Annotated in this window: 18 protein-coding genes and 1 pseudogene; 1 reads left to right on the top strand and 18 read right to left on the bottom strand. The window is 37.4% G+C overall.

The window, feature by feature from the left end:
• Window positions 1–111: 111 nt before the first annotated feature.
• The 14 genes and pseudogenes from KJS58_RS15530 to KJS58_RS15465 form a co-directional block, all read right to left on the bottom strand.
• A complete protein-coding gene (locus KJS58_RS15530) occupies window positions 112–1,593 on the bottom strand; it encodes a glycoside hydrolase family 32 protein (RefSeq protein WP_213533682.1) in 1,482 nt (493 codons plus the stop codon).
• Window positions 1,594–1,604: 11 nt separating this feature from the next.
• Window positions 1,605–2,855 (bottom strand): MFS transporter, encoded by a 1,251-nt coding sequence (locus KJS58_RS15525; RefSeq protein WP_213533680.1) that lies wholly within the window; start codon window positions 2,853–2,855, stop codon window positions 1,605–1,607.
• Between the two features lie 203 nt (window positions 2,856–3,058).
• The gene (locus KJS58_RS15520) at window positions 3,059–4,042 is read right to left on the bottom strand and encodes a LacI family DNA-binding transcriptional regulator (protein ID WP_213533678.1); all 984 of its coding nucleotides are present in this window, start codon (window positions 4,040–4,042) and stop codon (window positions 3,059–3,061) included.
• 239 nt (window positions 4,043–4,281) lie between these two features.
• Window positions 4,282–4,674: a group-specific protein gene (locus tag KJS58_RS15515; RefSeq protein ID WP_213533676.1), complete on the bottom strand. Its 393-nt coding sequence runs from the start codon at window positions 4,672–4,674 to the stop codon at window positions 4,282–4,284.
• 36 nt (window positions 4,675–4,710) lie between these two features.
• Window positions 4,711–5,271, bottom strand: coding sequence for a hypothetical protein (locus tag KJS58_RS15510; protein WP_213533674.1), 561 nt, complete (start codon window positions 5,269–5,271; stop codon window positions 4,711–4,713).
• A gap of 1 nt (window position 5,272) precedes the next feature.
• Window positions 5,273–5,569: a hypothetical protein gene (locus KJS58_RS15505; protein WP_213533672.1), complete on the bottom strand. Its 297-nt coding sequence runs from the start codon at window positions 5,567–5,569 to the stop codon at window positions 5,273–5,275.
• A gap of 12 nt (window positions 5,570–5,581) precedes the next feature.
• On the bottom strand, window positions 5,582–6,067 hold the full coding sequence (locus KJS58_RS15500; protein WP_213533670.1) for a GNAT family N-acetyltransferase: 486 nt from the start codon (window positions 6,065–6,067) through the stop codon (window positions 5,582–5,584).
• 159 nt (window positions 6,068–6,226) lie between these two features.
• Entirely contained in the window at window positions 6,227–6,724 is a 498-nt protein-coding gene (locus KJS58_RS15495) for a GNAT family N-acetyltransferase (protein ID WP_213533668.1), read from the bottom strand.
• 28 nt (window positions 6,725–6,752) lie between these two features.
• Window positions 6,753–7,298 carry a GrpB family protein gene (locus tag KJS58_RS15490; protein ID WP_213533667.1) on the bottom strand — a complete coding sequence of 182 codons (546 nt, stop codon included), beginning with the start codon at window positions 7,296–7,298 and terminating at the stop codon, window positions 6,753–6,755.
• A gap of 184 nt (window positions 7,299–7,482) precedes the next feature.
• On the bottom strand, window positions 7,483–7,695 hold the full coding sequence (locus KJS58_RS15485; RefSeq protein ID WP_213533665.1) for a hypothetical protein: 213 nt from the start codon (window positions 7,693–7,695) through the stop codon (window positions 7,483–7,485).
• 146 nt (window positions 7,696–7,841) lie between these two features.
• Window positions 7,842–8,600 carry a methyltransferase domain-containing protein gene (locus KJS58_RS15480; RefSeq protein WP_213533664.1) on the bottom strand — a complete coding sequence of 253 codons (759 nt, stop codon included), beginning with the start codon at window positions 8,598–8,600 and terminating at the stop codon, window positions 7,842–7,844.
• A gap of 22 nt (window positions 8,601–8,622) precedes the next feature.
• Window positions 8,623–8,895, bottom strand: a pseudogene (locus KJS58_RS15475) (HAD family hydrolase); the annotation flags it as partial.
• A 42-nt stretch (window positions 8,896–8,937) separates the two neighbouring features.
• Entirely contained in the window at window positions 8,938–9,504 is a 567-nt protein-coding gene (locus KJS58_RS15470; protein WP_249717403.1) for a GrpB family protein, read from the bottom strand.
• Window positions 9,505–9,661: 157 nt separating this feature from the next.
• Window positions 9,662–10,132 (bottom strand): hypothetical protein, encoded by a 471-nt coding sequence (locus KJS58_RS15465; protein ID WP_213533663.1) that lies wholly within the window; start codon window positions 10,130–10,132, stop codon window positions 9,662–9,664.
• A 288-nt stretch (window positions 10,133–10,420) separates the two neighbouring features.
• On the opposite strand from KJS58_RS15465, the gene KJS58_RS15460 reads away from it, so the two are divergent.
• Entirely contained in the window at window positions 10,421–10,978 is a 558-nt protein-coding gene (locus KJS58_RS15460; protein WP_213533661.1) for a 2'-5' RNA ligase family protein, read from the top strand.
• On the opposite strand, the gene KJS58_RS15455 is transcribed toward KJS58_RS15460, so the two are convergent.
• The 4 genes from KJS58_RS15455 to KJS58_RS15440 form a co-directional block, all read right to left on the bottom strand.
• Window positions 10,975–11,445 carry an NUDIX hydrolase gene (locus KJS58_RS15455; protein WP_213533659.1) on the bottom strand — a complete coding sequence of 157 codons (471 nt, stop codon included), beginning with the start codon at window positions 11,443–11,445 and terminating at the stop codon, window positions 10,975–10,977. The two genes, KJS58_RS15460 and KJS58_RS15455, sit on opposite strands and share 4 nt — an antisense overlap.
• 68 nt (window positions 11,446–11,513) lie before the next feature.
• Window positions 11,514–12,347 carry an inositol monophosphatase family protein gene (locus KJS58_RS15450; protein ID WP_213533658.1) on the bottom strand — a complete coding sequence of 278 codons (834 nt, stop codon included), beginning with the start codon at window positions 12,345–12,347 and terminating at the stop codon, window positions 11,514–11,516.
• A 217-nt stretch (window positions 12,348–12,564) separates the two neighbouring features.
• On the bottom strand, window positions 12,565–13,461 hold the full coding sequence (locus KJS58_RS15445; RefSeq protein ID WP_213533656.1) for an effector binding domain-containing protein: 897 nt from the start codon (window positions 13,459–13,461) through the stop codon (window positions 12,565–12,567).
• A gap of 74 nt (window positions 13,462–13,535) precedes the next feature.
• Window positions 13,536–13,931: a YobA family protein gene (locus KJS58_RS15440; RefSeq protein ID WP_213533654.1), complete on the bottom strand. Its 396-nt coding sequence runs from the start codon at window positions 13,929–13,931 to the stop codon at window positions 13,536–13,538.
• Window positions 13,932–13,933 lie beyond the last annotated feature (2 nt).

Genomic DNA, 13,933 nt, shown 5'->3' with positions numbered 1-13,933 from the left:
TTATCGTGGTTTAGCTCTATAAAAGAATATGCTGATAACTACATCGCTAAACAAAAAAGACTGCTTTCGAGTCACTGAAATGGCTCAGAAAAGCAGTCTTTTGTTTCATCGTTATTCAGCTTGCCAGATATCTTTCAAATTCCAATAGGTTAATTCATTTACCTTAGCCTCTCCGCCTTCAGTTACGAGTTCAATGCCTAATAGCTTCTCACTCGGATAGATGCGGCTCGTCATCGTAGCTTGTCCTTCATTCGCAAACAATTCAATCGATGAGCGATCCACATATACATGCAATGTCAGCTGACCTTCAGCACTTAAAGCTGTACGGCGAACGCCATCTGTTTTCTTGCCTGATTTGGAACAATCAAGCATAAGCTTCTGATCCGGGATTGAATAAGTGATTACTGTTTCCTCATGATCAGTACCACGAAGCTTCAAGCCTACGATATCCGCACTTGTTTTCGTAAGGTCAAACACAACCTTCACTTCTAGCAGATCGGCTTCAACTTCCGTCAATGAGCTCACAGAAATAGCTTGATCTTGAAGTACAACATGTTCACTTTGACGAAGCAGCTTCATTTCATCAACAGGGTTCATGAGAACCTTGTTATTCTCACCGAGTGTAAGTACACGTGGAATCGTCAGCGCACCGCACCAACCATCTGCTTTTGTCGGCATCTCGGATTCCCACATATCCATCCAACCGATCGCAATACGGCGACCTTGATCATCAAGGAAGGTTTGTACTGCATAAAAGTCATGACCGTTATCAAGCTCTATAAACTCGCCATGTTTATATTCATTCGTGTCATAATCATACTCGCCGACATAGTACCCCGTCTGGAATAAGTTATTGTACTTATCTCCCTCAGCATCAATACCTTGCGGGGAGAACATAAATACATGTTTGCCATCTAGTTCAAAGAAGTCTGGGCACTCCCACATGAAGCCCATATCCTTGTCTCCTTGCAGAAGCACACCGTGAAAAGTCCACTTTCTAAGATCAGGCGAAGTATACAGAATAACACGCGGCACTTCTTCTTTTGTGCTATTCCCTAGAATCATGTACCAGGTATCCTCATGTTTCCATACCTTTGGATCACGGAAATGCTGGGAGCTATCTGCCGGAGGCTCAGCGATTACAGGATTCTGTTCTATTTTTGTAAAATGAATACCATCCGTGCTTACGGCCACATTTTGATTCTGGAAAAAGATATTATTTGGTTCATCAATATAGTGATGTCCTGTATAGATGAGTGTCAGTTCTCCGTTATTATCTACAGCGCTTCCGGAGAAGCACCCATCAAGATCACATGCATCTCCCGGCGCTAATGCAATCGGGCAATGCTCCCAATGTACAAGGTCCTTACTTTTAACGTGGCCCCAGTGCATGGGTCCCCAGTTCTCATCATAAGGATGATGCTGATAAAAAGCGTGATATTCACCTTTATATTGAATCAGTCCGTTTGGATCGTTAATCCAGTTTGCTGGGGCCATAATATGATACCCTAAACGGTAACGCTTGTTCATTTTCGCTTCTGCCTCTTTCAAGGCCTTCTCCGCTTGCTTCGTATTGTTGTGATATGTGTTCATGTGTTTTCCTCCTACGCTATTTCTATTTTTGAATTAGTTTGAGTTTGAGGTTCCAGATGATTAGGCTTTTTTGGATCCCTCTTTAAGGTGAAGATTGAGATTGTTGTAAATGCAAGTACGACTATACCCATAAACAAGTATGTGTTCGCAAACCCTCTGATGTCATAAAGCACGCCGGCAATTGGTGAGAGAATCGAAGCTCCTACCTGACTCGTAAACTGATATCCTACCAGATACAGGATTGATGACAAACGCGTGTCAAAATTAGCAGCCAAATACTTAAATACAGAGATCAGCATGATAGGCAGTTCCAATGCGTGTATCAATTTCATAGCTGAGATGCCATAAGGTCCAATTACTAATCCGGAGCCCATGATACGGAATGACATTAAAAACCCTGCCAATATTAGGCCTTTTTTAGCACCAATTTTATTAACAACAAACGGAGCTAAGAACATCATCCCAGCTTCCAAGAACACTTGGAAGGAATTTAAGTAACCATACACCTGATTGCCTAATGCAATGCTAGCGAATGCCGATGAAAAGAAAATCGGAAACTGCTGATCATACACATTGTAGATACACGTAACACCAAGGACATATACAATAAAGAACCAGAAATGCTTATCTGTAAACAAGTTTCCGACTTGTCTAAAGTTTATAGACTCAGCCTGTTCCATCTCGGATTCTGTTATCTCAACTTTAATTGACATCATGATGAAGAATAAAATGACAGCTGATATCGATGCAATCCAGAAGTTAATGTTTGGGTTGATATTAAAGAACTGTCCAGCAAAGAAGGTTGCTGCTGCCCAACCTAGCGAGCCCCACATACGAGATTTGCCGTATTCAAAGTCATATTTGCGACTGACTTTCTCAACATAAGATTCGATAGCACCGATCCCCGCCAAGAAAGCAACACCTAAGTATAATCCGCCTACTATGGCGCCAAGAAATACATTGTACTGAAGCAATGGTCCGTAAACAAAAATATAGAATGGACCTACAATTAAGAGCAAACCGCTAATTAAAAATAAAATATGTTTCTTAAGTCCAATTTTATCGGAGATAAATCCATAAAGCGGTTGCATACATAATGCAAAGATAGCGTTTACAGTAAAGATAATACCTGTTTCAGCACCATTCAGATTGATTTCTTGCCCGAGCCAAATTGAAAACAATGAATAACTTGCTGACCATGTAAAGAAGAAAAAGAAGAAATAGGCGCTTAGTTTCCAGTACATGCTCTTTGAATGTCTCATATCGAACGCTCCTCTAAGTTGACCATTTAATGTGATGTAAACACGTTAACGCTTACAAATTGATTATATGTCAACCGCTTTCATATGTCAACCGATTGACATACTATTTAAAAAAGAAAAAGGAGTGCTCTCCTTTTATCTTAATTTCACTAATGATATAACTTCTTATAACAGCCTGCTTACTGCTAGGTGTCAACTTCGTTCTATGCTGTACTAGCTTCAATAAGTTTCACAGGTAGATAAGTTTCTCGTGGGACGTCATTGAATTGACCTTCAATTTCTTTGATAAGCAGCTCGACTGCAGATCTTCCAATCTCCTGAATAGGTTGCTGAATCGTTGTTAGTTCAGGGAGTAGGTTGCGTGTCGTTTCTGTACCGTCATATCCAATTACCCTAATGTCTTCAGGAACGCGTTTGCCACGTTTCCTTGCTTGAGCAATAAATGATGCTGCCACCAAATCATTACTCGCAAACAGCCCATCGACTTCAGGGTGCTCACTCAGCAAGCGCTGGATGGGTTCATAATGGTTTTGTTGATTGAAAGGATCATGAACTTCATAGGTAATTGCCTCTCTACCATGCTGCGCCATCACATCTTCATAAGCTTTTCTTCTTAAGCTTGCCGGCGTTTCCAATTCTACAGGTCCATTAATGTGCAAGATATGTTGGCATCCCTTATCAATTAGCAGCTCTGAAGCCATTTTTCCGCCCATATAATTATCTGATCCAACTACAGGTATGGTATCCGATAAGAAGCGATCAATCGCAACAACCGCTATATTTTTCTGATCATAATTTACAATACCTCGGTTATGTGTTCCTACGATAATACCGTCCACTTGATTGCGCATCAGCATATCTACATAAGCTTCTTCTTTATCCAGCTGATTTAAGCTGTTACAAATCAGCAGTTTATAGCCGAGTGACGCACAGATATTCTCAATATGAAAAGTTAGCTCCCCGAAGAAAGGGTTACTTGTTGTCGGTATGATTAAACCAATCAAATTTGTTCGTTTACTAAATAAGGACCGAGCTACATCATTCGGAAAATACTTTAGCTGCTGCATCGCTTCATGAACCCGGTCCTTCGTCTCCTGACTAATATAGCCTCGATTATTAAGCACCCGAGAAACCGTCGTCGGTGAAACTCCAGCTAATTGTGCAACATCATTAAGTTTAGGTTTCATAGATTGTTCCCCGCCTTTTCTCCATGCCTTATGTACCACTATCCTTTCTATTTTAACATGGTTACACACGAAAGGACATTCATGCTCTGAGTGTGACTCCTACTAAACCAGATAAAGATTAGTGTATGGAAACCAATGCTATTAGGTATTTCATGAGTGTAAAACGAGTAGATGATGATCACGATTTAATTAGAATATATTCCTCAGCAGTGTTGGAATCCATGGCGAACAACCCTGCCTTATTTTTGCTCTTCTAATATGGTTTGTATTAATTCCTCTACGGTGCCGTTGCATTTACTAACTCCGTCTACATGATAAAAAGTACTCGTCGTTTCCAAGTCGTTAATTTCATCATTCTGTGAGTATAGATATGCTTGAATCCCATTTCCAATTGCAATGCCGAGTTCGACGTGACTTCCTTTACCTGCCGGAAATAAAACTACAATAAAATCAGAACACATGACTGCGTCTATTTCCTTCTTCCCTATGTCTTTTAGTTCATCAATGGAAGTAATATTGTTATTAGTAGTCCAGTCGTATGTATGAGTAAATCCCTCTTGTCTTAATCGTTCGCTTACCTTGCGTACGGTTTCTATATTTTTGAAGCTTGATGCAATATAAAAACTTTTCATCTTCACTCCCCATTTCTATTAGATGAATGAAATGACCTAACTATCAAATTTCTTTATCAGATTTTCTACCCGCATTATTGTACCTTCGTCTCCGATATCAACCTTATATTCATGAATCATTTTCACCAAAAAATCTCTAAGTGAACTTGCTAACGAAATCATAAATTCTTGCGATGGTAGCATCACGTCTATATACTTCTTTGAACGATCCAATTCATAATAAATAGAAAAATTCAATTCTTCCTTTCCTACAGATCTAATTTCCATCATCAATGGATCAGCCCCATAGGAACGTTTTGACCTTCCGTAATTAGCATAATCTTCAGCGGCATTAAGAAAATCAGACCATAAATTATACCCACATGGAACGTTATAACCTAAAATGTATTCTTGATTGTGTTTAATCAGAAAAAGCAATTGTAGATGCTTTCCAGAGAAATCATTATTGTTTATCAATTCAGACATATCCAAACGATCATCTATGTTAACATATCTGCTTTCTGGATTTGAGTTTATATGCATTAACCAGTCGCTAACGCAAAACTTCTTCTCAATTTGGCTTCCTGTTCTTTCAATTAACACTTGAATTTCTGTCATCTTAATATCTCCCTAATGAAGGCTCCAACTCAAAACTAGCGACCTTTGTCATGCCATAATACTTGTATTTTATCGTTACGTTTTGAATCGTTTCATTATTTATGATCCGCATACCATAATGAATGGGAATTTGATTTTCGTCATCCTGCATTAAAGCTAGTGCTTGGTCACTCAATAACTCAGGGTGAATAAGCTCATCGTTAATCCCCACCAACTTTGTTCTTTTTTCATTTTCAAATCCTGCAGTTACCAATCGTCCGTTATTTGAATTTGTAATAAATTTAGCCGTATTGTCCAAGACATTCTTGTATCAAGTTACTGTTGAAAAGGTTTGGATCGGACCTTCCCAATCATCTTCTCTAATTTCTTGATAATTATTATTCGTATATCTCTCAATTGTCTTTCTCCAGAATATTTGAGCGGGAATATTTGATTCAATCTGAGCTACCTTCCAAAACCCTCTGTACTTATTGAATAATTCAACTGCCGCATATTGCCCAACCCCTTGTTTTCTATATTTCTTCATTACAAAGAATTCAGCAACTGAATAAGTTATCATACTGTCAATTTGTCCTACTTCTCTTATCAAAACAAATCCAGCAAGCAGTCCTTCAACTCGAATAAAATAAGGGTGTCTATCTTCTTCTGTCCAGTAGTGATCTAAATACATATAATCATAAAGTCCATTCTCATTGACATCATCAGGATCAAATTCACTAAAATCATATTTATATAATTCAATTAAGTTTCGTAACGTTGCTTTTTGATGATATAGAGCTCTATGTATTGATATCATATTGTTCCTTCTTTCGCTTTTAGTTATATATCACATAGATAGATAAAACGACGTTAATTGTTGGTGTTTTTATAACTGTAAATAGCGCCACTAAAATAATGGAGTCAGGTCATTTCATTTCTCATATTTTCGGAATTTTCAAAATTGATCCCTATGTTCTTAAATATCATATCGATACTGTATAAGTTGCTCATTCTTACCTAAGTATTCTTCAGAACCGATTCTACTTATTTCTTTAAATCCTAACTTTTCGAGCATTTTTCTACTTCGTATATTTGTTTCGTGTGTTTCTGCGTAAAAAATAGTAATTCCTAATTCCTTCGCTCCATATCTCATCATACTTAGAGCAGCATTGAATCCTATTCCCTTCCCCCACAGTTTACTTTCTCCGATGGCTATGCCTAATTCAGCAGAATTATCTTTAATATAAGCTAAGTCTGCATAACCAATTAATTGTTTGTTCATTTCTATTCCTATTCGTATAAAATCATCCATCGCTATATTTATGCACTTGTTCCACCATCTAAATAGTTCTTCAGGATCTCTATTCTTTTCCCAGCCATTTGATGAACAGAAAACGTCATCCTTACTCCACTTTAAAATAATATTATAATCGTCTATAGTTAAGGGTCTTAGATTTATTGAAGTGGTTGGCATAATCCATCCTCCTTTTTACTTGAATCACCTACATATCTGACTCGTCAGGTTTCCAGCCTACCTCCATTGACCATGCATGTGCTTTTTGCATTATCTCCCATACTATAGGTCCTTTACCTTCTACATACTTGCTACGTTCTTTACTATGTAACTTCATTAAACGATGTTTCTCTTCAGCATACTTGATGCAATCAAAAGGATGAGTACGCAAATAGTCTCTAAACAATAACGTCATTTGTTCAGAAACACTGCCTGTTCGTCTTACATGAATATGAATTCTTCTATTACCAGGAATTTCACGAAAGTATTTCTTCGTCTTGTCTGGATTCTCTCCTCTCAATTTAAACCCTAAACTCTCAATCTGTTCCCGGTATAATGACTCATTATCAAAATCTGTGACTGAGATCTGAATATCGACTATAGGTTTTGCATCCATTCCTTCAATCGAAGTTGAACCAACATGATCAATACGATCTGCCGCTTCGCCAAGTACATTTCTTAATTTCATCGCAAGCGTTAGGAATGACGTTTTCCACTCCGAATTATATTTCGCGATTCTCCATTGATCTTCCATAAACACATGCTCCTTTAGTATTAGCTTTTTGAAATAACTCTACAAGCCAAGTTTGTGTTAATTTCCGCTAACGTTTCTGTATCTACGAAACTCTTAAGGCTTATGGAGAAATGCGACAGGTCTAATCAAATCAAAAAACGGCCTTTAAGGACCGTCTATTTCTCCTTTTTTATCCATCGTTTATTCATTCTATGTTCTGAGACTTATTGTTTTTCTGAATTTCATTCACACGTTGATTGTATCTCTCACGTATTTTCGTCAATGCTTCATTACAAGCCTTTTCGACCTTTACTTCTGACTGACGTTCGAGTATTTCCTTCTGTTCCGGACTTACCTTGAATACATTCGTCGAGATGACTTCCCCTACCTCCACTATTTTCTCGCCGTCTCTTAACACAATCTCGATCCCTCCTTTATTCAAAAAACATCCTTCAACACAATAGTAGTGTAAACTTCACCGAAGACTCCCTCAGGCTTTAGGTCAAATGACTCAAAGTGCGAATATAAGGTCTTAGTAAGAGTTACTTATATCTAAGAAATAATTCAAACTATCTTTTTTGCGATTATGTGTGTAAATATGGCAATATCTCTATACGGTCCGTGACACCCAAGTTCAAATTCCAGGGTTATCATTTTGTTATGCCATTCTTCACTTTGTTTTATATCATTATCTTTAATATATCCATAAAGGTTATGTATTCCAAAATGACCTACAATTTCATATCCTGATTCGGATAACCACGATGAAAGCTGATCATAAGTATATATCGTTATATCCGTCTGTATAACATTACTGTAATCCTTGTCATTCCCAATAGTAGCTAATGCACTCTCAGGATCTTTATTGATAATTGCTTTTTTCATTACTTTAGCTGTTGGATTATGAGCTATTAATGATAGCAATCCATTTTCACTCTGACAATTACTTATAAGCTGAAAAAATTGACTCGGCTGTTCAACGTATTCAAGTACATTGTGACAAAAGATCCAGTTGAATTTTCCGATTTTACCAACCATATTCTCGTACGAATCACATATATAATTGACTGACTGTGAGTTTTGCTTTGCGATTTCAATCATATGCATGGTAGGTTCAATTCCAGTTACATCATTGCCCCTAAGGGCATACTCATTAGAAGATATCCCAAAACCACAACCAATATCTAAAATGGATTGTGGTTGTTCAATAAAGAATTTATCTATCTGGTGCCACGCTGTTTGATAAAATAGTCGTCCCCATGGCATCTTAGTGTAGTCCATATATTGATTTACTGATTTCGAAAATGCATCTGTGGTTTTCATATAATCCCTCCTATTATATTAGTCAATTAGAAATGGTTGCGAGGATATCTTTTAATTCTAACAAGCTTTTTATTGATCTATATTCATTTGCTGGTCTTTCATAAAAATTATCTTCTTTCCATATACCTAGCATACCAGCGTTATTACTGGCTTCTACATCGATAATTGGATGATCTCCTAAAAATATTGATTCCTTAGGTTCTAAACCTAAGCGGTCTAATGCTGTCTTGAAAATCTTAATTTCCGGTTTTCTTAGTCCTTCGGTTTCAGAAATTAATATCTCATCAAAATAATGGCCCGATCCAGCAGAGTTCCATCTAAATCAAATAAGATTCCTTTAATCATTGAATCTTCCTTTGGTATATGGCGTAATATATTCATTCATTACCTTCGTAACAAACTCTGTCTTACCTTCGGTATAAGCTTTGCGATTATTCGTAAATTTATTGGACAGTTCGATTTTTAAATTTGCATACTCAGATACTAGTAGAGGATTATTTTTTAATATATCTCGAAATATAATATGCCTATTTAGTTCTTCACTTTCTTCATCGCATACATATAAATGATGTTCATACTTCTCATTACCTTCACTACTGTAGGGTACATAAATGTCTCTTCTTGCAAATGCTTCTCTATTCTTAATACCTAGATCACCTTCATGTAGATATCCTAGTACATCTAACTTTTTGATTGCTTTTGGCAGATAATCCATAGATTTAATAACTACGTCAATATCAATAATTGGCTTGGCTGCTAGACCCGGTACTGAAGTACTTCCAACATGTTCGATTCGTATTGCTAGACCATCAAGTTCGTTAGATAAACCGGCTTCTATTACTTTAAATGCTTTTGGCCATTCTGCATTGTATTCTTCTATAATTACTGGTTTTGGATTCAGCATCGAAATTCTCCTTTACATAAGTATCTGCGAAGATTTCTTATTTCTTTTCCGTAATCACGGCTTCTAAATTAGTTAGAAAGTCATTCTACTCTCCTATTGGCGATCAAGGGGCCAATTGCCGATGTAGAAATGCTGTGTTATCTTATGCCAGTGATATTTATATCAATCTATAGATTTTCCCACTAGTTACTTTTATCTGGTTCATATTCGCCCACTGTTTTAATTCTTCTATGTTAACTTCTTCATTATTCTTGAATCTAAAACGTAACTTCATTGAAACAAATTTTTTGCCATACAACTTAATGCCGACACTCTGTACAAAATAGCCTTGGATAATAATCTTTTCGATTTTCTGTTTTGGTACTTCAATATGATTGATCTGAATTCCATTTTCTTTGATTTGCAGCTCATTATTTTTTCTTAAAATCTTCATTAACAGCATCACTATATTTAATAAGGTATATAAAGGTACGAAAATAACAAAAAAAGCATTTAATAAACTATCTATTCCAAAAGTGAACACGACTATAATAGTTAAATAAATACAATAGGTCACTTGTATATACTCCGCTTTAAGTACTTTGATTTCATATTTTTTATTTATGTTCTGGTTTAATTCTTCAGTCATTGATATCTATGTCTCCCGTCTAGACTTTCAATTTAGATTGATCCCTTGTAATTTCACCATATCTTTCTGTATTTCAAATACCTTGGATGCTTAAGGAAAGTTTTCGTTCTTATTAAGATTAACGGTTGGTTTTTTGATTTAGTTTGATTTTATTCTCCCGGTAATGAGACCGACACGAACGCCAAACTTCGGCTTTCTGCTTATCATTGTTAAACGGGCAGGATTGCTAAGTGGAGCCGTTGAATACTCCTTCATTGCAGGAGTTATAGTTATTGAGGGGGTATAGAGATGTACGGAGTAGTTGCTCATTTTGACCAGGATACAGAGCTCTATATAAAGCAGGTTTGGAAAGAGTTGAGTGATCATGCCGTTTCCAAATATGCAGAAGAAGTACAAGATAGACGACCTCATATTACGATAGCAGGTTATGACTCTGACGTAGATATCGATCAATTTATAAGCGATTTTGACTTTTTTTATGAATCTAAAAAACAATTTTCAATCACTATGAACTCAATAGGGACCTTTTTGAATACAGGGATTTTATTCCTTGCCCCTGTTCCTTCCAAAGAACTTTTAACGTTCCATGCTAATCATCACCGTTTCTTTGAAAAATATCGTATGAATGCTGAGTCTCCATATCTTCCTAATAACTGGGTACCTCACTGTACAATAGCAAACAGATTAAGCGATGAGAAATTAAAAGAAGCGATGTCTTACTGCACTACAAAAATCGAAAGCATAAGTGCTATGATCGTTGAAGTATCAGTAACCAAGGCTATATACGAGAATAACAAATGTATAAAGTCACCATCTATTCATACGAAAGCTTTGGACATTGTCTAAAATTTCGTTTTCAATATATTTTGAATTTCTTCTACGTACTCACTCATCTTGCTCTTTATAAATGGGTCTATTCTCTCAGGCAATGCGGCTAGGTTATAGAATTTCGCTTCTACTACTTCAGCTCCGTCGGGTTTGATTTCCCCTTCATAGTCCGTACAGATATATCCAATAATAATATTGTAATATTCATGTCCATTTCTTAGCTTTGTATATAATTCCTTCCCTGAAAATACACCGAATAATGTAAGATTCTTTATTTGTAATCCGATTTCTTCTTTCACTTCTCTCTTGGCGCACTCCTCCACTGATTCCCCAAGTTCCATTAAACCTCCCGGCACACCCCATGTGTTATCTTGATACCGGACAAGTAAAATCTCACCCGTCTTATTCAGAATCAGTATACTCGGTCTAACCAAAATTAACGGTGTATTACCAACGATTTCTCTCAGCGATTCAACATATCCCATATTATATGAAGCCTCCTCTTTTTAGATTAATATGACTTAATGTAGTTAATCCTTTTGATTAAGCTGTCTTATCCAAGCATGCTACTAGTTCCTTTTTCGAATGAATTTAACCCATCCCTTACAGTTCTTAATAGTTCTTGTTTATGGTCTGGGTGACAAGCAATGATATATGGTTCTTCATTCATACCGACAAATGGATTACCTTCAAAATCGACTACGATTCCTCCAGCTTCCTTTACCATTAAGATTCCGGAATACAGATCGTCCCCTTCTGAATTGTAAAGAACGATTCCATCTATGTCTCCCTTTGCAAGCATGCACCATTGAAGTGTGGGTGCCCACAACCTCATCATCCTCTTAAACCTGACATCAATGAATTGTCTTAAATGAACTGCCCTACTCTCGTTTTGCACTTTATGACCTTGAATCCAGCCTATATTTCCTTTAGATATATTTGAGTTACGACTCATTTGGATCGGACGATTATTGCAAGTTGTTCCTTTACCTATGACGGATACAAACAATCGATCTGTTAACGGTTCATAAACCACTCCAAGAACAGGTTCTCTTCTATACATCAACGTAATTGATGTTGTAAAGATTGGCAGTCCAATTGCAAAATTATTAGTTCCATCTAATGGATCAATTGACCATAACCAATCGCTATCCGAACCAATGAACCCTGCTTCTTCACTGCGAATCTGATGTTTTGGAAATTCAGCAAGAATTTGTTTGATTATAATTTCTTCCGTTATGTAGTCTACTTCAGTAACCACATCTCCAAATTCATCTTTAGATCTTAGCTCTACAAAATTATCAAATTTCTCTTTCGAAATCAGGCCCGCTTGGCGAATTACTCTTTCTGACAATTCTTTTGCACTTTGAATAATCTTGTAGTCCATTATGCACCTCATTCATTTTAATTTTACTGCTGATTTCCCTATTATTTGAGTATTTGTGGACCCCGAAGGGGATTTAGTCCTTAATCCCTCTTCGAAATCCATTTTTGCAAATCCATCCCCGCAGCGGATCATTTAGTGACTACCAATAGACGGCTGCTCGAAACTTTCTAGGCAAAGTATCCTACGAATGATCCTTCTCATTTCATCTGTTCCTCAATTACACCTTACGAACCGCAAACCATAGCTCGATATAGTTAAGGCCATTTTTTTCACCGTACATTTCAAACTCCATTCCCTCCACTTGCTCATAGCCTGCGGACGGCAGCCATTCAGTGTAAAAACGGTGGTACAGTTTCTCAATCGTTTCATTAAACTGGTCCCACGGATGTGGATCTGACGGAAAGATGGCCCAAGTCAGCGCGGGAATAGTTACTGAGGTATACCCTTCCGTGTTGCTAGATTCGTCTTTAAATGCGCACAACATGTATGGAAAAGTGTCCGGTCCCGTCTTTCGGTAACTACATAAGGCATGCACCGAATGAAGATCTCTACTAACAAACAACGGTAATTCTCCCGCACATGCTTCTAATCGCTTTACATCTCCGTTCGCATGGCTCTGCTCCCATAACTTAGCCGGAGTCTGCGGTGCCTCCCCATCCCCTTCGATACGGAAAACACCTTCAATGCCAAACACTTCAAAACTTTCTTTCGTCTCTATCCGATAATTCATTGCCTCTGCCCCTTTAATTGTGATAAGGAAGGAGAGACGGGGATAGGCTTTCATCTCAATCCCATCGTGACGTGCCATTGCAGGTGTGATACCATGTAGTGATTGAAAAGCTCTCGCAAATGAGACTGGTGATTCATATCCATATTTCATCGCGATATCGATCACCTTTACTGATCTGCCCTGCTGAAGTTCCAGCGCTGCAAGCGTCAACCGTCTCCGTCGAATGTATTCCGCTAATGTAACTTCTGTAATGAATGAAAACATTCTCTGGAACTGGTAAGATGAGCTACAGGCCACGCGAGCCACCTCGCTCATTTCGATCTCTCCTGCCAGATTTGCTTCAATGTAGTCTACCGCACGATTCATCCGCTCAAGCCACTCCATCTCATTCCCTCCTCTCGAATACAATCATAGACCGGGCGAAAAACGACTTCGCAACAATTTATGCCCAAAATAGTTTATTTGACTAATTCAATTTTCTTAGCAGATGCTTGCGCAGGAAACGATGTGTTTACCCCCCCATCTACTGTGACCTTAACTTGTTCACCAACGTTAAAATCATTGTATTTATTATCTCCGATAGAAACCCAAGTTGCATTTGGATCAGCAATTTTTAATATTTCATCAACTGTCTGCTGAGTGATATTAAATTCTGATTCATCTAATCCTTCAACAACAAGTAGCCGCTCTTTTTCCTTATCAATAATATATCCTGTTATAATCGTATTGTTTGTAGGATTAATAGCCTCCTCATTGGTTGAGTCTGGCCTGCCTTCACTGCTGGATTCTTCATTTAATGAACATCCACTTAATATTAGTGGTACTAATAAAAAAGTAACAACTAATTTCTTCATAC

The sequence above is a fragment of the Paenibacillus sp. J45TS6 genome (assembly GCF_018403285.1).
Lineage (GTDB): Bacteria > Bacillota > Bacilli > Paenibacillales > Paenibacillaceae > Paenibacillus.
The sequence above is the reverse complement of the archived record's forward strand: the minus strand, read 5'-3'. Positions and strand labels throughout refer to the sequence as shown.